We start from the raw sequence: 18,734 nt of genomic DNA on the forward strand, positions 1-18,734 counted from the left end.
CTCAACTGCCCTGGCCCGATGAGGCGCCCGGGCGATGCCCCGGGCGCGCCATCAGCAGATGGGAGACCCCGATCGAGCGCTCCAGGAAGCCGCCCTCGCAATAGGCCAGGTAGAACTCCCACAGGCGGCAGAAGCGCGTATCGAAGCCCTGCGCCTGCACGTCGGGCAACCGGACGAGGAAGCGCTGGCGCCAGGCGCGCAGGGTCAGCGCGTAGGAGTGGCCGAAGTCCTGCTGGGCGATCAGCTGCAGGTCGCTGGACCGCGTTTTGGCGGCCATGATCGCGTTGATCGACGGAATGAAGCTGCCGGGGAACACGTAGCGCTTGATGTAGTCGACGCTGCGCCGGGCCTGCTCGTAGCGATGGTCCTCGATGGTGATGGCCTGCAGCAGGGCAACGCCATCAGGCTTCAACAGGCGCTGCAACGTCGCCATGTAGGTGTCCAGGTATTCGGCGCCGATGGCCTCGATCATCTCGATCGACACCAGCTTGTCGAACTGGCCCTGCAGGTCGCGGTAGTCCTGCATCAGCAGCGTGACCTGGCCTTGCAGGCCTGCGGCGCGCACGCGCTCTGCCGCCAGCGCATGCTGTTCTGCGGAGATGGTGGTGGTGGTGACGTGGCAGCCGTAGTGCTGCGCGGCGTGCAGCGCAAAACCACCCCAGCCGGTGCCGATCTCCACCACGCGGTCGCCCGGTTTGAGCTTCAGCTGCTGGCAGATGCGGTCCAGCTTGCGCCGGGAGGCGGATTCCAGCGACTCGTCTTCTTTGTCGAACAGGGCTGAGGAATACATCAGGTCCGGCGACAGGAACAGGGCAAAGAAGTCGTTGCCCAGGTCATAGTGCGCGGCTATGTTGCGGCGGCTGCCCTCGCGGCTGTTGCGGCGCAGGCGGTTCCAGCCCCGCAACAGCCAGCCGCCCAGGCGGGCCGGGCCACGCTCCATGCCGTCGAGCAGGTCGCGATTGCGTACCAGCAGCCGAATCAGCGCCACCAGGTCATCGCAGTGCCATTCGCCCTGTATGTAGCTTTCACCTGCACCCACACTGCCTTGCGCTGCAACCTTGCGGTAGAACGCCGGGTCATCGATGGTGACGGTGACATGCAGTTCGCCATGCGCATCGCCCAGCCAGACTTCGCCGAGTGCATCACGCACGCACAGGCGGCCGTCGCGCATGGGGGCAAGCTGGGCCAGCAGGCGGCGGCGCAGGAATGCATCCAGGGCGCGGGGACGTGGCAAGGCGACCAGGGGAGTCATCGAATTCATCGTGGTTTCTCGGCAAGAGCAGGGTGGTCGTGCACGGGGTTGCGCTTCAGCCACAGCCGCAGCGCGTGCCAGTGGATGGCGGCCACCACCTGCGTGGTCATCAGGGGGTAGCAGGCCAGTACCCGGGCCAGCCCAGGGCCGTCCAGCACCCTTCGCTGCATGGACTGGGTGGCGTCGAACTGCCGAACGCCGTCGCGCCAGACCTGCATGTGCACGCGAAGATCATCACCAGGTGCGTTGAACCGCCAGTCGTAGCGGCAGTCCATCGGCATGAAGGGTGAGACGTGAAAGGATTTGTCGAATGTCCAGCGCAGTGATGCCCCGTCGCCGGTGGCCGCAGCTACCGGCAGCACATAGGCGTGCCGCTCCTTCCACGGGGTATTGGTGATCTCGGCGACGATGCAGTCCAAGGTGTTGCCATCGGCCCGGTAGCAGTAGTAGAAGCTGACCGGATTGAATACGTGCCCGGCGAAGCGAAGATGGGTGAGCAGGCGCACCGGGCCGGTGGGCCGATAACCCAGGGTAGCCGCGGCATGGTCGCGCACCGCATCGGCCAGTGGTTGCGCAGGGTTGCCGAAGTAGTCACTGCGGCGGAACTCGGCCAGGTTGCGGCGATTGACCGACCACAGCCAGCGCCCGGCGAACACGGTCTCCAGCTCGTCCAGATCGAGCAGCAGCTGCGCGATCGGATAGCGGAACGCGTGGGGCTGCGGATGATGCCGTCGGTGCATCACCTGCCCGAAGTAGAGTGCGCTGGCACTCACGCTGCCACCTCGCCGGTTGCGATGGTGTCGCGGTGCGGGGTGCACTCGCGCATCGCGTCCACCACGCGGCGGGCGCTGCGGATGCCGTCTTCGTGGAAACCCCAGCCCCAGTACGCGCCCGCGAACCAGGTGCGGCGGCGGCCCTGCAGCTCAGCCCAGCGCTGTTGCGCGCGTACCGCTGCGTGGTCGTGGACCGGATGGGCATAGTGCAGCCTGCGCAGTACCTTGGCCGGATCTATCGCCTCGCTGCGGTTGAGGGTCACGACCAGCGGGGTGTCACCGGGCAGGCCCTGCAGAAGGTTCATGCAATAGCTGACCGTACAGGGCGCGCCTGGCTCCTTGGGAACGTGTGCATTCCATGCGGCCCATGCCTTGCGGTTGCGCGGCAGCAGCGATGCGTCGGTATGCAGTACTGCTTCGTTGGCCTGGTAGCGGATGGCGCCGAGCACGTCGCGTTCGACCGGATCGGCGTCACGCAGCAGGGCCAGCGCCTGGTCGCTGTGGCACGCCAGGATGACCTCGTCAAAGCCCTCCACGCCGGCCGCGCTGTGCACGCGCGCGCCCCACGGCATGCGCTCGACCGAATGGACCGGACATTCCAGCCGCTCGCGTACCCGCCAGCGGGCACGCAGGGCATCGACATAGCGTGCCGAGCCACCGCTGACTACCCGCCAAGGTGCGCGCCCGGTCATCTGCAGCATCTGGTGGTTGGCCATGAACTGGGCCAGGTAGCGGGCCGGGAACTGCATGACCGTGTCGGTCGGTGACGACCACAGCGCTGAAGCCATCGGCAGCAGGTGCTCGTCGATGAACGCAGCACCGTAGCGCTGGCTGCGCAGGTACTGGCCCAGTGTCGGGCCTTCGCCTTCGGCAAGCAGCAGCGGTGCATCCCGGTAGAACCGGCGCAGGTCGGCCAGCATTCCCCAGAAGCGTGGCGAAACCAGGTTGCGACGTTGGCAGAACAGGCCATCCAGCGACGTGGCGTTGTACTCGACGCCACTGCGCTCGCTGTGCATGGAGAAGCTCATGGTGGTCGGCTGCGAGGCCACGCCCAGTTCTTCGAACAGTGCCGTCAGCAGTGGGTAGTGCAGGGGATTGAACACGATGAAACCGGTATCCACCGCCATGCGCGTGCCGTCCACCTGCACGTCATGGGTGTGGGTATGTCCGCCCAGGTAATCGTTGGCCTCGAACAGCGTCACTTCGTGTTCGCCGTCCAGCCACCAGGCACTGGCCAGGCCAGCGATGCCGGAGCCGATGATCGCGATGCGCATGTCAGTACCTCGCCTTGGCCAGTACCCACTCGGGGATGGGCTTGAGCCCCTTCACCAGGCCCATGGCCGCCATTGCGCGCAGCCCGTACCAGGTCAGGTCGATCTCCCACCAGCGGAACCCCTGGCGGACGGTGCCGGGGAAGAAATGGTGGTTGTTGTGCCAGCCCTCGCCGAAGGTAAGCAGCGCCAGCCAGAGGTTGTTGCGGCTGTCGTCACGGGTCTCGAAGCGCCGCCGGCCAAAACGATGGGCCAGCGAGTTGATGGTGACGGTGGCGTGGAACAGCACCACGGTGGAGATGAAGAAGCCCCACACCAGCAACTGCGGGCCAGAGGTGTGCAGCCCGGGCGCCCAGCGCTCCAGGCCGGCGCCGAGTGCGTACAGCGCAGCGGCCAGCAGTACCGGCACCGCCGTATCGAAGCGGTCCAGCCAGCGCAGCTCCGGGAAGCGCGCCAGGTCAGGCACGCGCGATAGATCCGTGGCGAATGCCTCGCGGGTGAGGAACCAGCCCATGTGGCTGCGCCAGAAGCCGCCTTCGCGCGGCGAGTGCGGGTCCAGTGGCTGGTCGGCATGCCGATGGTGATGGCGATGGTGGGCAGCCCACCACAGTGGCCCGCGTTGCACGCTGGACGCGCCGATCACTGCGAACACGAACTGCACCGTTCGCGATGCCTGGAACGTCCGGTGCGAGAAGTAGCGGTGGTAAAAGGCGGTGATCGCAAACATGCGCACTGCGTAGAGGGCTGCGGCGACGATCACTGCCGTCCACGAGATACCTACCCAGATCACCGCGATGCAGGCCAGGTGCATCAACGCGAACGGTACGGCGCGCAGCCAGTCGATGCGTCCGGGCTCGCCAGCGGCGTGGTCCGCAGCGCTGCCGGTGTCGACCCAGCGCTTCAGGGTGCGCAGCAGGCGCCAGCGTCGGCGGGGAAGGGGCGCTACAGAGGCCATGGCGGATCTCGGCGGGTGTCGTGTCTTCCTCTACGCAGCAGTGCGCGCAATGGATGCGGCCGACTGTGTAAAATTCCGGCTTCACTTGGGCATCACGCTGCAGCGTTCGACCAGCGGTTGCGCCCAGGCCTGTTGCCATTCGCTGGCGGGCCGCTCGGCCACCGGCGAGCTGAAGCGCACCGTGACCTGTGGGTAGGTGCCGCGGGTATCGCGCAGGTTGCTGGTTCCGCGGAATTCCAGCAGGCGGCGGTCGGCGCTGGCATAGACCAGCGACAGGCGCGGCGCGATGCCGCCGTACCACGTGTCCAGACTGACCTCGATGGCCTGGGCGTCGATGCCCTGCCAGCGAACAGGGCCGGTACGCCGCACCTGCACCGGGAAGAAGCGCTGCCGCCCCGGCACCAGGAAGGGCAGGCTGATGCGTTCACCTCGCAGCAGCGCTGGCCAATGCTGGCGCACCGCGGCGTCGAAGCCCGTGTCGATCACCGCATCCGGTGCCAGCTCAAGCCGACGCTGACGCAGCTCGCTGGCGGCGTCTTCTTTCCAGGCGATCAACACCGACTCGCCACTGGCGTCGACTTCAGCGGTTTGCCCGCTACGGCTGTCCTGCAGCGAATAACCCCGGGCCTGCGGGCGGGCGCTGGCCGGCAGATGCTTGCGGGCGAAGGGGCGGCCATCCGGGCACTGATAGAGCACCCAGCGTTCGGCACCCTCCGATGGGCCGCGCCGCCAGTGCACTTCACGATAGAGCAGGTCGCCCTGCGCCGAGGTGGCCACGCCCTCGTTGCGCAGCCAGGGCGCCGCCAGCGCGGCATGGGGCAGGCATAGCAGCAGCCAGGCAGTGCGCATGGTATTCGTCCGGTAGGGAGGCTCAGGTCATACGGTGGCCGTGGCTGCTTGGATGCGCAGTGCCTGCTGCATCCAATGGCCACCCCTGCGCGTAGAGAGGACAGACCTTCACCTGCCCGCCGCTCACGCAGATGTACCCTGACGCCGCCAGCACCCTCCTCAACTTCGATACCGCACGCACCGTGTCCAGTTCCCAGCAGCCGAGCAGTGAGCCGACGAACTGGGCCGATGACATGGACAGTGTGGCGCGGCTGCGCGACCGCGACTGCTTCATGCGGATCTATGACTACTTCATGCCGCGGCTGTGCGTGTATCTGCGTGGCCTGGGGGCACCCGACGCCGTGGCCGAGGAAATGGCGCAGGAGTGCCTGCTGCGCCTGTGGTTGCGGGCGGCCGAGTATGATGCGGCCCAGGGCGCGCTGAGTACCTGGCTGTACCGGATCGCGCGAAACCTGCAGATCGACCGCATCCGTCGCGAGCGCAGCTGGATGCAGGTGCAGGCAGCGGTGGAAGACGCCGCGGCCGTGGACGTGATCGAGCGCAGCAGTGCCGAGCAGTTCGCCGACCAGGCGCGCCTTCGCCAGCGCATCAACGAGCTGCCCGCCGTGCAGGCGAGGCTGGTGCGGATGTCCTATTTCGAGGCGAAGAGCCACAGTGAGATTGCCCAGGCGCTGGGCATGCCGCTGGGGACGGTAAAGTCACACCTGCGACGTGCGTTCCTGCAACTGCAGGCCAAAGTGGGAGGTGCGCTGTGAATCCGCACCACCACCTGCACGAATCCACGCTGATGAGCTATGCCGCCGGCGCGCTGCCGGCGCCGTTGAGCATCGTGGCCGGTGCCCACCTCGAGCAGTGCCCCCACTGCCGACAGCGCCTGCGCGATGCCGAGGCAATCGGCTCGGTGTTGCTGGAGCAGACCCAACCGCCCGCTGCCGACGGGCGTCGCGAGCAGTTGCGCGAGGCCATGCTGATGCAGCTGGCCTCGGAGGCGCCGAGCGCCATCGCCGGAACCAGGCGCCCTGTGCCGAGGGAGCGGCCCGAGGCCGACCCCGACCACCTTCCTGCATCACTGCACCCGTACTTCGGCGCATCGCTCAGCGAGCTGCGTTGGCGCTGGATGGCGCCCGGCGTGCATTGCATCCGTGCCGAGCAGATGCCCTCGCTGATCATGCTGAAGATTGCCCCGGGCAAGTGCCTGCCCATGCACAGCCATGGCCGCAGCGAACTGACCCAGATCCTGCGGGGTTCGTACAATGATGCGCTGGGGTTGTTCGCATCGGGTGACGTGGCAGATCTGGACGAAGACGTGGAGCATCAACCGGTGACCGCGCCCGGTGTCCCCTGCATCTGCGTGTCAGCGCTGGATGCGCCGCTGGTGTTCAGTGGCTGGCTGGCGCGGAAGATCCAGCGTTTCGTGAAACTCTAGCGGGGATGACGATGGCCGGGACGGGCGCATTACGGATTCTGTTGACCGGTGCCGCAGGCCTGGTCGGGCAAGGTGTGGCGCTGGCCTGCCACCGCTCACCACAGGTGTCCGGCCTGACAGCGCTGGTCCGCCATCCGGGAAGTCTGAGCGGCGCCGGCAGCGAACTGATCGTTCCGGACTTCCTGCGTATCCAGGACCGGTCGGATGAACTGGCCGGGTTCGATGCCTGCTTCTACTGTGCCGGGGCGCCACCGGTTGGCACGGCAGAGGCCGAGTACCGACGCGTGACCCTGGACACCACTCTGGCGGTGGCCCTTGCCTGGGCGGCTGCGAATCCCGAAGGGTGCTTTCTGTATGTATCCGGTGCCGGCGCGGACCCTCGGAGCCGGCTGATGCCGTTGAGGATCAAGGGCGAGACCGAAGTCGCATTGCAGAGCCTGCCGGTGCGCACCGTGATGCTGCGCCCGGGCGGTGTCAGGCCGGTCCCGGGCACCGGCACCCGTCATGCCCTGTTGAAGCCCCTTTACTGGGGCGGTGCGCCATTGATGAAACTGGCCGGTGCGGTTGCACCTTCGTTGGTGACGAGCAACCTGGCACTGGGCCAGGCGATGATTGCCTTGGCCGTCAGGGAGCATCCACCGGCGACGGTGGAGTGCGCGGACATCAACCGGATCGCGGCCGGCGGGCGCGATCCGGCGTCCTGACCTCAGTGTGGCGCTGCCTCCAGCGCGGTGCGCACGGCCGTCGCCAGATCACTTCGGGTGAACGGCTTTGGCAGCAGCGCAACGGCCCGCCCTTGGCTGCCCACCTGGTCGTGGTCACGGGGATAGCCCGACGTGAACAGCACGGCGACCTCCGGCCAGCGTTCACGGACTTCCCGCACCAGCTCCCAGCCCGACATGCCGGGCATCACCACGTCCGAGAACAGCAGGTCCACCCTGGTATCCGGGCGTTCCAGCAGCCGCAGTGCGGAAGGGCCGTCGTGGGCTTCCAATACCCGGTAGCCCAGCAGCCGCAGTGCATCCACCGTGTGGGCGCGGACATCGTCGTTGTCCTCGGTCACCAGGATGGTTTCCTCGCGCGGCGAATAGCCTGCCAGGCCGGTCTGCGGAGTGCGCGCCTCGCTGGGCAACGGCAGCAGTGAACGCGGGAACATCATGGTGATGCTGGTGCCGCCGCCTTCCACCGAATCGATCAGCACGTGGCCGCCTGACTGCTTGACGAATCCGTGCACCATCGACAGGCCCAGGCCGGTGCCACGGCCAACCTGCTTGGTGGTGAAGAAGGGTTCGAAGACCCGGGCGAGCGTCGCCGCATCCATGCCGTGGCCGTTGTCGCGCACCCGCAGCATCACGTACTCGCCCGGCGTTGCATCCGGGAACAGCGCGGCATAGTCGTGGTCCAGATGGCTGTTGTCGACTTCAATCACCAGCCGCCCGCCATGCGGCATCGCATCGCGGGCGTTGACCGCCAGGTTCAGTACGGAGGCCTCCAGTTGGCTGATGTCGATCTCCACGCACCAGATGTCCTCCGCGCTGCGGATCTCCAGTTGCACCAGTTCACCCAGTGCACGCTGCAGCATGTCGTGCATGTCCAGCAGGCGGACATTGAGGTCAGCGGCCTGGCTGCGCAGCGGCTGGCGGCGGGCAAACGCCAGCAGGCGCTGGGTCAGGCTGGCGGCACGGCCCACCCCCTTCAGCGCATTGTCCAGCGCACGGCCCACCAGCGCACCGGCCTCGCCAGCCCTTTCACTGAGCAGCATGGCGTGCTCGACATTGCCGGAAATGACGGTCAGGATGTTGTTGAAATCATGCGCGATGCCGCCGGTGAGCTGACCGACCGCCTCGATCTTCTGTGACTGGCGCAGCGCGTGCTCGGCCTGCAGGCGTGCGGTGGTTTCGACGGCCTCGGAGACAACGGCGGTGACCGCCCCTTCGGCGTCGAGCAGCGGACGGAACGAGAAGTCGAAGCTGCGGCGGCCGGTCGGGAGCTCCAGCTCCAGCGCATGCAGTGAACTGCGGCCCTGCGCTGCGTCTCCGACGGCGCGGTCGATCGCTGCGCCCATGCCCTCGGTGGTGGCGAACCAGACCGATTCGGCGAAGTGCTGGCCAACAATGTCCTTCTTGTCTGCAAGTACAGCGGCCAAGGAAGCGTCATTGGCATCGACCACGCATCCGCGCAGATCCAGCAGCACCTGATGCTGGAAGCTGGACTCGAAGATCGCCTGCAGGCGGCGCTTGCTGGCGCGCAGCTCGGCCGTGCGCGCCTGCACCTGCTGCTCGAGCAGCTGGTTGTCCTCACGCAGGGCCAGCTCGGCCTGCTTCAGCAGCGAGATGTCGCTGCCCAGGCAGATGTAGCCGGCCACGCTGCCATCGGCGGCATGCTCCGGCACGCATTCCATCTGTACGAAACGCGACTCGCCACTGCGATGGACGAGCTCGACCTGGAAGCTCGTGCGTTCGCCCTGCAGTACCCGTTCAAGGCTGGGCAAGGCGTGTTCGAAAGCGGAGATGCCGCTGACATCGCGCGCGGTCCGGCCCAGCAGCTCGGCCAGGCTGACTCCATGCCAGTCCAGGAACGCCTTGTTGGCGAACCGGTAGCGATGCGCGTTGTCGAGCTGGGCGATCAGCGCGGGTACGGCATCGGTGACCTGCTGCAGCTGCGCCTGGCTCTCGTTCAGCGCCGCCTGGGCATGCATCAGCTGGGCGCGTTCATGGGCTTCCTGGCGAGCGCGGCGGATCGCATCCGGCAGGCGTTGCAGGCGCTGCTTGACGACGTAATCGCGCGCGCCACGGGTCAGCGCCTGTACGGCCAGCTCTTCCGTCAGTGTGCCGGAGACGAAGATGAAAGGGGTCTGTGGAATCCGCTCGCGCGCCAGCGCGAGGGCCGCATCGCCATCGAATCCGGGCAGCACATGGTCGGCAAGGATCACGTCGAACGCACGGTTGTCGATGGCCTCGATGAACGCATTGCGCGTCCACAGGCGCTCGACCTCGAACTCCAGGCCGGCACGCCGCAGCTGTGCGGTGATCAGCTCCGCATCAAGCGCGCTGTCCTCCAGCATGAGGATGCGCAGGCGCTCGCTGCGGCGCGATCCATCACGCATTGCGCTGCCCCGAGCCGTTGGGCCGATGCGGTGGCGGCTGGTTGGTGATGCCCCAGAACATGCCCAGGCCCTGGATTGCGTCGAAGAATTCCTTGAAGTCGACCGGCTTGACCACGAATGCGTTGACGCCCAGTTCGTAACTGCGCACCAGATCCTGCTCCTCGCGCGAAGAGGTCAGCATCACAACCGGGGTGCTGCTCAGGTACGGGTCGCCACGGACCTGCTCCAGTACTTCCAAGCCATTGACTTTGGGCAGCTTCAGGTCCAGCAGCACGACCACCGGGCCGCCGTGCATGGCACCGGCGAACTTGCCTTCGCAGCGCAGGTAATCCAGCGCTTCGGCGCCGTCGCGTACATGGATGACATCGTTCAACAGCTGGCAGCGCTCAAGCGCGGCCATCGTCAGCTCTGCATCCTTGGGGCTGTCCTCTACCAGGAGGATCGGCCGCAGGTCCCTCATGGGTGTTCTCCTGTGGAGCGGGGTAGGGTGAAGTGAATGGTCGCGCCCTTGCCGGGCTCGCCCTCGGCCCAGGTACGGCCGCCATGGCGGCCGATGATGCGGCGTACGTTGGCCAGACCGATGCCGGTGCCTTCGAATTCTTCCACATGGTGCAGGCGCTGGAACACACCGAACAGCTTGTCGACGTAACGCATGTCGAAGCCGCAGCCGTTGTCGCGCACGAAGAAGTGATCTTCGTCGTCGCTGCGGTCGTGCCCAATCTCGATCATCGCGTGCTCACGCTCGCGGGTGAACTTGATTGCGTTGGCCAGCAGGTTCTGCCAGACCAGGCGAAGCATCGTCGGGTCGGCTTCCACCTCCGGCAGCGGCGCGAGCGTCCACTGCACGTCGCGGCCGGCGTAATCCAGCGCCAGGCTCCGGCGCACGTCCTCGGCCAGGGCAGCCATGTCCAGCCGCACCCGCCCCAGCGTGGAGCGTCCCATCTGCGAGAAGCTGAGCAGATCATCCACCAGTGTGCCGGCGGACTTTGCCGAATCGACGATCGTATCCAGGAAGCGGCGCTCGGTCTCGTTGAGGCGGTCGCCCGCCGAGCTGCCAAGCAGCTCCGAATAGCCCACGATGTGGCGGAAGGGGGCGCGCAGGTCGTGGCTGACCGAATAGGAAAAGGCTTCCAGTTCCTTGTTGCTGCGCAGGAGCTGCTCGTTCAGTTCCGCCATCTCCTCGGCCTTGCGCAGCACGATATCGACGATGGCCGTGCGCATCTCGTGTGCCGCATCGCAGTCGGCGTCGGTCCACGGCAGGCTGCGCTGCCGCACGGTCTCTTTCCAGGCGTCGAAGGAGCTCCGCGGGGAGAGTGCGACGCCGGGCGCTGCGGTCTTGCGGGGGTCTCCCCCCCAGCGCACGGTTCGCACCACCTCCGGCCGGAACCACATCAGGTAGCTGTCATGCAGCTGCGAAATGGACACTGCCAGCAGGCCGCTGGCTACATCGGCCAGGTGCGCGGCAGGCGACCAGTCGGCGGCAAGGTGGTCGGTGCAGTAGGTTTCCTGGCCGGCCTGCCGGGTAGCCAGCCAATCGGTCAGGGCCAGCACGTCGCTGGCGGGCGGGCACTCACCCACGCGCATGCAGTCGCCCTTGTGCACGATGGCAGCCCCGGCCGCGCCGGTCAGCGACAGCAGGCTGCCTTCGTCCTGGCGCAGGGCCGCCATGAATTCTTCGTCGCCGGCCATGCGGCCCAGCAGCTTGACCAGTATCGAGCGACGCGCGACGCGTTCTTCAATCGCGAGCGCGCGCTCCTTCAGTGCAATCTGCAGCGACAGGATCTGGCCCATGAACTCGCAGGCGGTACGCACGTGGTAGGGCAGGCGGCGTGGCTGCACGGTGTGGCAGGACACCAGGCCCCATAACCGCCCCTCATGTACCAGTGACACCGACATCGACGCCCCGGTCCCCATGTTGCGCATGTACTGAAGATGCACGGGGGACACGCTGCGCAGCACGGCCAGGCTCAGGTCGGTCGGTGGCGCCTCGCGGTGGTCTTCGGCCCGCATCAGCGGGGTAGGGGTATAGTTGTTGTCCGCGATCAGGCGCACCCGGTTCCGGCGGTACAGTTCGCGGGCCTGTGCGGGAATGTCCGACTCGGGAAAGCGCAGGTCCAGGTAGGACGGCAACAGGCCATTGCCATCTTCGGCCACCACGATGCCATTCCAGCCGGCATCGAATTGATAGACCAGGGTGCGGTCAAAGCCGGTGAGCCGCCGCATGTGCGCGGCCGCAAGCCTGCACAGGTCTTCCACCGTCGCTGCCGATTCAATGCCGGTCATCAGCTCGCGGATGGCTGGATACAGTTCTTCCAGCGAGCCGGGCTGGCCGGGAACCGGTGCTTCCAGCTCGACCAGAAGATCCGTGGCGGAGCGGTGCACCAGCAGCTGATGGCGGCCGTGCCCATCCAGGTGCACGGCACCGACATGCGCGCTGCTGCCCACCGTCGCCTGTTGCAACACGCCCTGGAACGGTGCCAGCACGCCGCCCAGCACTTCACTGACGTGCCGCATCAACGGTTCGCCGAACTGTTTCAGCAGCCCGGGGTGGCTGATGGCGCGCTCGCGTACCTGCAGGGACTGCGGTTCAACGACCAGAAGCACACCGTAGGGCTGGATCGCGCCAGGGGTGTGGATCGGTTCGCGCGCGCAACGGGACAGGGCAGTGTCGTGCGCGGATTCGGTAGGAGGCGTCAAGGGCGGGACTCATGATTCGTGGATGGCTGGAACGGCCCAGCACTGCATCCGGTGTGCATGGATGGTGAAGCAAAAGCGTGCCGCCGCATACCACCACGTGAATGTGAAGGGGCTTTCATTCAAACCTGAATTCTTCATCTACGCAGCGACGGATGAACTGGAAGGCGTCTGTCGCGCCCCTGCATGCCTGTGCGCGCTCCTGGTCACTTAAAACGAGCGCATCCAGCTCCTCCCGCTCGCGTCTCCAGTACTCGGCCACACCGAGCTCGGAAGGACGCAGGTGGCGCGCGCCGTACCCGGCATGAAGCTGCAACGCAGCGGCCATCTTCAACAGCACGGCCGCCCCCAGCGTCGAGCCCTCCGCTACGTAGCGCCAGCCCAGAACGGTCGCTTTCGAGAACACATGCGGCTGCGGTTGCCAGGCATGGGGTGCCGGCACGGAAGCGCAGAGGTCGCGAAGATCCTCCTCGATCAGGGGCAAGCGGGTCGCGCCCGGATCCTGCATCCGGTACAGCGGCGCAACAGCGCAATGGAAGTGCCATTGCACGCGCAGGAAGCAGAGGTAACGCTGGCGCGACGCGAAGATGTGTTGCTGTAACAGGTGCTGGTCGAGGCGATCGTGGGCCGCTCGGGTGTGCGCTTTCAGGGCGGCGCTGAGGGCAATGGGGTGATCGGGTTGTGCTGGCAATGTGGATGTAGGCATCGGCGCGCACCCTAGCAGATTTCGATGCAGAGACCGGTGCAGGTTTCGCGGCCAGCACATCTGCGCTGCACGCCAACTAGACAGCGGCTGCCCTACGGTGACTGCACTTCCAACAGATGCCACGCCCGTGAACCTGCAGACCGCACCCGCGCCCCAGTACCGTATGCTCCCTGACAGCTGCCAATTTGAATTGCTGGATGTGGATGCATTGCAGGATCCAGCCAGTGGCCGGCTGCTGCACCTGTACTCGCTGGTAGCGCGTTGCCTTTCCTGCGAGACGATCTTCAAGGCAGAAGAAGGGCAGGGCCTGGTCAGCCATACTGCAGCGCGAGTGGTGCGGTGCCCCACTGGTTGCGGGCAGCAGGCGTTCAAGCCGGCCCTGCTGCGGACCTGGTGCCCACAGGCCGTGGCCCAGGCCTGAACGCTGGATCCGCGTGTCACAGCAGCCCGGGATTGGCCCGCCAGACGGCGAAGTTGAGCGCCGAGGCGAACGAAATCCAGGCAAGGTAAGGAAGCAGCAGCACCGCCGCAAGCCGGCGGATGCGCGCGAACGTGACGATCGTCGCGCACACCAACACGATCAATACAAGAATGTCGGCGAAGGCAAGCGCGCCCAGCTTCCAGCCGAAGAACAGCCAGCTCCATAGCGCGTTGACGGCCAGCTGCACCAGATAGAGCAGCAGCGCGGGCCGTGCGCCGCGCCAACCGCGTTCGCGCCAGACCAGCCACGCGGCAACCGCCATCATGGCGTAGAGCAGTGTCCACACCGGGCCAAAGACGCTGGCCGGTGGTGCCCATGCGGGGAGGGCAAGGCTGGCGTAGAAGCTTGCTGCGGACGTGGACGCCCACGCCCCCAGGGTTGCCGCGACGAAGGTGATCGCCACCCATCCCAGAAGTCCGGAAACCTGTGAACTCCGCTTCATACCGTGCAGCTCCTTGATACGTATGCGGCCTGTCTACGCACAGGGGCAGCGAATGGATGCAGGCTGTCGGCCTTCAGTCCGATGAACCTGCGGCGCCCGTTCCCTGGCTCGCTGGCAGCAGGGAAGGCCGCTGATCAAACCACTCGCGTGCCTTGGCCAGGTGCCACTGGCGCTGGTCACCGTCCAGCTCGATGCCCGCACCCAGCAGCCCCCAGCGCAGATACAGGTCCCCGCGCTTGCGCTGGTCGAGCAGATCCAGCCGCGCGCGTACCGACAGGCGATCGTTCTCGGCCTGCAGTCCATCGATGACCAGATGGCCTGGGCGCCAGCGCAGCGTTGCCTGTGCCTGTACCTGTCCGGAATCCAGCAGCGACAAGGTCCAGCGCGGGTAGTCGGTGCGCTCTGCGAACAGTGCAAGCAACGGACGGGCGTCGCTGAGATCCAGATCCGTGGTGGCATCGACCTGAAAGGGCGACTGCGCATCGATGCGGCCACGCTTGAAGGCCACGCGGCCCTTCCATGCACTTGGGCGCTCTGTACCGGCCACCTGCACATTGCGCAGCTCCACGGTGGTGCCGGAGAGATCGAAATGACGTTCATTGAAGTCACCGCGGCGCAGGGTCGCGTTCACGCCGATATCGCCGCCCATTTCCAGTCCCGCCACCTTGGCACTGGCGTTGCGCGCAAACAGCCGGGCCGTGCCATGACCGACGCGTCCATCGGTGTCGAGCGTGGCATCGCCGCTCAGGCTGCCGGTGCCTTGAAGCAGCCGCACCTGCGGCGAGCCGAGGTAGCGGTTGTAGGCCGTCAGATCAGGGATGGTGGCTTCACTGAAGCGCAGCTGCGCGCGTACCCCTTTGCGCAACTCCTGCAGGCGACCATCACCGGTCAGGTCCAGGGCCAGATCACGGCCGTCGAACAGGCGCACGTCCTTGGCATCGGTTGGCTGCGCAGTGAATCGTGGCAGCCGGACAGCCAGCTGTGCCTGGCTGGGGCTGCCGGCCTTCAGTTCGCCATGGGCGCTGGCCGTGCCGGCCAGGCGTACGCCGGCGACTTCGGCCACGGCTTCGGCGGCCGGAATGTCCACGGTGCTGCCTTCGATCAGTTCGCCGTTGCGCACGCGCAGGTCCGCCTTCAGCGTGCCGCCGCCGTCCAGCTGCAGCCACGGCTTGCGGACGAACAGGGCAGGGATCCAGTTGAGCGAAGTGAACGTCCATTCGCCGCGCACGGTACCAGAGCTGCGTTCCAGCAGCTGGGCGGGCTGCTGGAAGGGGACGTCCCGGCCACGGACGCGCAGATTCGCATCCACTTCGCTGCCTGAGCCGGGTTTGGGCGGCAGGCGGGCCTGCAGGCGCAGGTCGTTGGCCACATTGAGCTGCAGGGCCAGCACGCCGCGGCCGGGGGCGCCGTCACCCAGGTAGAGCGGCACCTGCCAGATTGCGCGGTCTCCGGGCTGCAGCTGGCCGTCGATCAGGTGCAGCGCCAGTTGCAGGCGTCCGGGTATGGGCGCGCTGGAGATCTTCGGCGTTGTGGCATCCGTGTCCATGCGCAGGCCCTGGCTGCGGGCGTCGACCTCGAGCTGGGCATGCAGCAGCTTCAGCTTGGCCAGACCAGGCGCCTGGTCCCGATAGTGGCGCGGATAGCTGAAGCGTGCGCTGAGATTCATGTCACCCAGCAACTGCACACCGTCATAGCTGGTGTCCGCGTCGGCGAACGCAACTTCGGACTCGAAGAGCTCCGAAGGCCCGCCGCGTAGCTGCTTGAGGAAGCCCACCGTGCCGTGGCCCTTGCCGATGATCAGCAGCTTGCCAAAGCGTGCGCTGCGGATGCTGTCGCTGTGGATGGCGTCGAAACGCAGGGTCCAGCCGCGGTCACTGCGCGGCGGTGGCGGGATGGCTTCTTCGACGCGGCTGATCTCGGCGGAAACCCCCGTCGCCTGCAAGCGCGGAACCCGCACCTCGCGCTGGAACAGGGGCAGCACCGCCAACCGGGCGCTGGCGCGCTCGGCATGCAGCGCGTAGACCGTGTGGTTCACGTGGCCGCGCATGTGCACGTTCCAGGCGATGACATGGCCGGGCAGCAGCGTGATGGCCGGGCCGGTGGTCATCACGAACTTGTGCGGCTTGCGGTTGGTGACCTGATCGAACAACGGGGTATTGAGGAAGATGTTGCCGGCCAGCAGGTACAGCAGGTAGACGCCCAGCAGGACGTAGGCAGGAACGCGCCACCGTCGAAGCCGGTGCGGGATGTGCACGGAAACAGGAGGCATCTACTGCTCTGAGGGCCGGAATTTCCACAACTATTGCGTAGCCGACGGCGGTGGCGCGTGAAGCGGCTACGGGGCGGAAGCTTGATTCTGGTAGTGTCCGGCCTGGTCACCACCACAGATCTGCAGGAGACGCATGGAGATCCGGCCCGCCCGTGCAGGCGATTTCGGCGCGATGTGGGGCATGTTCAAGACGGCCATTGCGGCGCAGGATGCGCTGCCTTTTGCCTCCTCTTTTGAGGTCGAAACCTTTCGCGCGCATTGGTTCCTGTCGCAGACACCTTATGTGGCCGTTCTGCAGGGCCGAGTGGTGGGCATGTACAAGATGGGCCCGAACTTCCCTGATCTGGGGGCGCATGTGGCCAGCGCCACGTATGTGGTGGATGCGCCGGCACAAGGGCAAGGTGTGGGCCGGGCCCTGGTGGAACACAGCCTGGAGCGGGCGAGGGCGGAAGGGTTCCTGACCATGCAGTTCAATTACGTGGTCAGTACCAATGGCCCGGCCGTGGCGTTGTATCGGAAGCTGGGGTTTGCGGTAGTGGGGACGCTGCCACAGGCGTTTCGGCACCGGGAATTGGGGCTGGTGGACGTCTTTGTGATGCACCGGTTCCTGTGATGCGATGCGTTGGTCGCACGTGGCCGGCGATATCCAGCCGAGGCTGGCTGCACAGTTCCTGAGGATGTCCCTCATCCTCAGCGCATCGACGCGGGCCCGCGCCTAGATGGCATGGAGCTCGCCGGCATGGAACGAGCCGAATAGCGTGACGCGTCACGGCCAGTGAGCGGCTACGGCTGGGGTGCCAGAACGTGCTCCTGAGGCCTCGGTCGTTGGTGCCGAATCGGCGAAAGCGCTCTTGCCAGGCTGGCGTGCAGCCAAGGCAAGATCAGCGGCAAAACTACGCCCGCAAAGCCGTCTTTACCGGCCACTGTCAGATCCGCAAGATCCTTTGCCATTCCTGCAGAGGTTGAGGGAAGCCCAAAGGGCGGTTGGCAGTGATCGAATCACTGACAATGTTGCACGCGCAAAACTATGATTCTGTATCTCATTGATTAATCAATGGATCGATGCGGTGTTGCACCACAATCGCGCGCGCGCCAATGCTGTGTAGTTGGACATTGCACAACGCTAGTGCATGAATTTGGTGCGGCGCCAATGCACGGCTTCTAATTTGAGGCAAAGCCAATGGAGCGGCTGTGCCCGGCGGCGTAGTTCAAACGAGCGTAATCAATGCTGTGGGGACTGGAATGCTCTTGTCCGGCAGGCTATCGATGATTGTGGCCGAGCCGCTCTCGCAGCAGTCGAGGTGGCCATTGGAGGTTGCGAACCTCTTCCTTTAGGTCGGCCCCGCCACGTGGTCGAGGTGGGGCTCGGACTCGGACTCGGAGGAAGGGATAGTCGCGGCATCGCTAGAGATTCAGCCAGCCTCGCGCTGGCCCGCTGACGCTGATTGTGCACAAGCTAATCGCGCGACGCCCCAAGTTGAAACATCCGTGCTCCGGGCCGGAAGGCAGCGACCTCACTCGGTGCACCTCGAGCTGGGCACGAAGCGCGTGAAGCCTAGAGGCGTCTCCCTCAGGCAAGCTTCCTCGCTAAACAGCGCGGAGTACCCGGGCAGGCATGCCTCATGTCGCGCCCAACAGCTGCCATGACCAAGCCATCACTTCGTCAGCCACTGGCCGTAAGCCTCAACATCAATCATCGGTACGGTCCCACTGAACTGAAGTTGGGCGATGAGTTTGAAGAGGAACGCCGTCGCGGGCTTGTTCTCATTCACAAAGAGATAGCGATCCTTGGAATGGTCAAAGAAGAAGTGACCATGCGCAGCAACGCAGCCAAGGTCCAAGCGCCCGTCGCCGGGATTGGCGGTCAGTGCCCTTTCCAGGGAGGGCCCAAGCGCTGGACTCCAGTCACTTTCAAAGGTCAGCAGCCCGCCAAGAATTGGCATCAAGGCCTTTGGCGGATAGACCCCACCCGCGTGCGGGATTGGCAGGCTAGTGCGCTGCAACTGTCGAACGCTTGCCACCTTCTGCTGGGCGTACGCCACCAGCTCTGCATTCGCTGTCTGCTTGGCTTCGAACACCGCATAGACGCTCTCGGCAGGAACAATGATTTCACCCTCGTAGGTGAAAATAAACGGTGAATACTGCCGATCGAAAATCACCACATCAATCTGCTGGCTGAAATTTCCTTGACTATCCACCACGTGTGCCTTCGCAGCTTGATAGCGCTTTGGTAGGTAGGTATCCAGCAAGCTGATCCACACGTTCTCACTGGCATCCCCCTTGGACCCTGGGTGATTGAACGTCTTCCGGACAGTGGCAAGGCGCAGCTGAACATCCTCATGCAATGAAGAAAGCAGCTGTGAAAGTGACCATTGGGACATCTTGGGACCTCCATACACTCAGCAGCAGGCGCTTGCCTGGTCAACAATGTGAAATAGCAGCGACTGGGGTGGGGCAGCCAGCTGTGCCACACGAAACAGTGTCAGCGGCGCCCCGGCGCGTGCTGGGAA

The 18,734-nt window shown here is 65.7% G+C and carries 17 protein-coding genes; 5 read left to right on the top strand and 12 right to left on the bottom strand.

Annotation, left to right across the window (positions count from 1 at the left end; translation table 11 throughout):
• Window position 1: 1 nt before the first annotated feature.
• The 5 genes from AC5P7R_RS17485 to AC5P7R_RS17505 form a co-directional block, all read right to left on the bottom strand.
• On the bottom strand, window positions 2-1,261 hold the full coding sequence (locus AC5P7R_RS17485; RefSeq protein ID WP_021201798.1) for an SAM-dependent methyltransferase: 1,260 nt from the start codon (window positions 1,259-1,261) through the stop codon (window positions 2-4).
• A complete protein-coding gene (locus AC5P7R_RS17490; protein ID WP_010485792.1) occupies window positions 1,258-2,025 on the bottom strand; it encodes a DUF1365 domain-containing protein in 768 nt (255 codons plus the stop codon). Before AC5P7R_RS17490 ends, AC5P7R_RS17485 begins: the two co-directional genes overlap by 4 nt.
• Window positions 2,022-3,299 carry an NAD(P)/FAD-dependent oxidoreductase gene (locus tag AC5P7R_RS17495; RefSeq protein WP_134729342.1) on the bottom strand — a complete coding sequence of 426 codons (1,278 nt, stop codon included), beginning with the start codon at window positions 3,297-3,299 and terminating at the stop codon, window positions 2,022-2,024. The genes AC5P7R_RS17490 and AC5P7R_RS17495 overlap by 4 nt, the downstream gene beginning before the upstream one ends.
• 1 nt (window position 3,300) lies before the next feature.
• Window positions 3,301-4,251 carry an acyl-CoA desaturase gene (locus tag AC5P7R_RS17500; RefSeq protein WP_053496655.1) on the bottom strand — a complete coding sequence of 317 codons (951 nt, stop codon included), beginning with the start codon at window positions 4,249-4,251 and terminating at the stop codon, window positions 3,301-3,303.
• An 81-nt stretch (window positions 4,252-4,332) separates the two neighbouring features.
• Complete coding sequence (locus tag AC5P7R_RS17505; protein ID WP_227854236.1) at window positions 4,333-5,100, bottom strand: hypothetical protein; 768 nt, start codon at window positions 5,098-5,100, stop codon at window positions 4,333-4,335.
• 131 nt (window positions 5,101-5,231) lie between these two features.
• Between AC5P7R_RS17505 and AC5P7R_RS17510 the strand changes: the two genes are divergently transcribed.
• The 3 genes from AC5P7R_RS17510 to AC5P7R_RS17520 are packed head-to-tail and all read left to right on the top strand — an operon-like array spanning window position 5,232 to window position 7,230.
• Window positions 5,232-5,855, top strand: a complete 624-nt coding sequence (locus AC5P7R_RS17510; RefSeq protein WP_058981669.1) for a sigma-70 family RNA polymerase sigma factor — start codon at window positions 5,232-5,234, stop codon at window positions 5,853-5,855.
• Window positions 5,852-6,526 (top strand): ChrR family anti-sigma-E factor, encoded by a 675-nt coding sequence (locus tag AC5P7R_RS17515; protein WP_111098308.1) that lies wholly within the window; start codon window positions 5,852-5,854, stop codon window positions 6,524-6,526. Before AC5P7R_RS17510 ends, AC5P7R_RS17515 begins: the two co-directional genes overlap by 4 nt.
• 11 nt (window positions 6,527-6,537) lie before the next feature.
• Window positions 6,538-7,230 (top strand): Rossmann-fold NAD(P)-binding domain-containing protein, encoded by a 693-nt coding sequence (locus AC5P7R_RS17520; RefSeq protein WP_031269078.1) that lies wholly within the window; start codon window positions 6,538-6,540, stop codon window positions 7,228-7,230.
• A gap of 2 nt (window positions 7,231-7,232) precedes the next feature.
• On the opposite strand, the gene AC5P7R_RS17525 is transcribed toward AC5P7R_RS17520, so the two are convergent.
• The 4 genes from AC5P7R_RS17525 to AC5P7R_RS17540 form a co-directional block, all read right to left on the bottom strand.
• Entirely contained in the window at window positions 7,233-9,632 is a 2,400-nt protein-coding gene (locus AC5P7R_RS17525) for a hybrid sensor histidine kinase/response regulator (RefSeq protein ID WP_021201805.1), read from the bottom strand.
• Complete coding sequence (locus AC5P7R_RS17530) at window positions 9,625-10,092, bottom strand: response regulator (RefSeq protein ID WP_005416517.1); 468 nt, start codon at window positions 10,090-10,092, stop codon at window positions 9,625-9,627. The genes AC5P7R_RS17525 and AC5P7R_RS17530 overlap by 8 nt, the downstream gene beginning before the upstream one ends.
• Window positions 10,089-12,329 carry an ATP-binding protein gene (locus tag AC5P7R_RS17535; RefSeq protein ID WP_227854238.1) on the bottom strand — a complete coding sequence of 747 codons (2,241 nt, stop codon included), beginning with the start codon at window positions 12,327-12,329 and terminating at the stop codon, window positions 10,089-10,091. The genes AC5P7R_RS17530 and AC5P7R_RS17535 overlap by 4 nt, the downstream gene beginning before the upstream one ends.
• A gap of 115 nt (window positions 12,330-12,444) precedes the next feature.
• Window positions 12,445-13,032 (bottom strand): biliverdin-producing heme oxygenase, encoded by a 588-nt coding sequence (locus AC5P7R_RS17540; protein WP_478436515.1) that lies wholly within the window; start codon window positions 13,030-13,032, stop codon window positions 12,445-12,447.
• A gap of 127 nt (window positions 13,033-13,159) precedes the next feature.
• Between AC5P7R_RS17540 and AC5P7R_RS17545 the strand changes: the two genes are divergently transcribed.
• Window positions 13,160-13,453 carry a hypothetical protein gene (locus tag AC5P7R_RS17545; protein WP_088497482.1) on the top strand — a complete coding sequence of 98 codons (294 nt, stop codon included), beginning with the start codon at window positions 13,160-13,162 and terminating at the stop codon, window positions 13,451-13,453.
• A gap of 16 nt (window positions 13,454-13,469) precedes the next feature.
• Here AC5P7R_RS17545 and AC5P7R_RS17550 read toward each other — a convergent pair whose 3' ends face one another.
• On the bottom strand, window positions 13,470-13,955 hold the full coding sequence (locus tag AC5P7R_RS17550) for a TspO/MBR family protein (protein WP_005416521.1): 486 nt from the start codon (window positions 13,953-13,955) through the stop codon (window positions 13,470-13,472).
• A gap of 73 nt (window positions 13,956-14,028) precedes the next feature.
• Complete coding sequence (locus AC5P7R_RS17555; RefSeq protein ID WP_227854240.1) at window positions 14,029-16,224, bottom strand: AsmA family protein; 2,196 nt, start codon at window positions 16,222-16,224, stop codon at window positions 14,029-14,031.
• A 133-nt stretch (window positions 16,225-16,357) separates the two neighbouring features.
• Between AC5P7R_RS17555 and AC5P7R_RS17560 the strand changes: the two genes are divergently transcribed.
• A complete protein-coding gene (locus AC5P7R_RS17560; protein WP_111102689.1) occupies window positions 16,358-16,837 on the top strand; it encodes a GNAT family N-acetyltransferase in 480 nt (159 codons plus the stop codon).
• A gap of 1,042 nt (window positions 16,838-17,879) precedes the next feature.
• Here AC5P7R_RS17560 and AC5P7R_RS17565 read toward each other — a convergent pair.
• Window positions 17,880-18,605, bottom strand: coding sequence for a DUF6602 domain-containing protein (locus AC5P7R_RS17565; protein WP_026070607.1), 726 nt, complete (start codon window positions 18,603-18,605; stop codon window positions 17,880-17,882).
• Between the last annotated feature and the right edge of the window lie 129 nt (window positions 18,606-18,734).

The sequence above is a fragment of the Stenotrophomonas sp. YJH_SMC_27 genome (genome assembly GCF_059369815.1).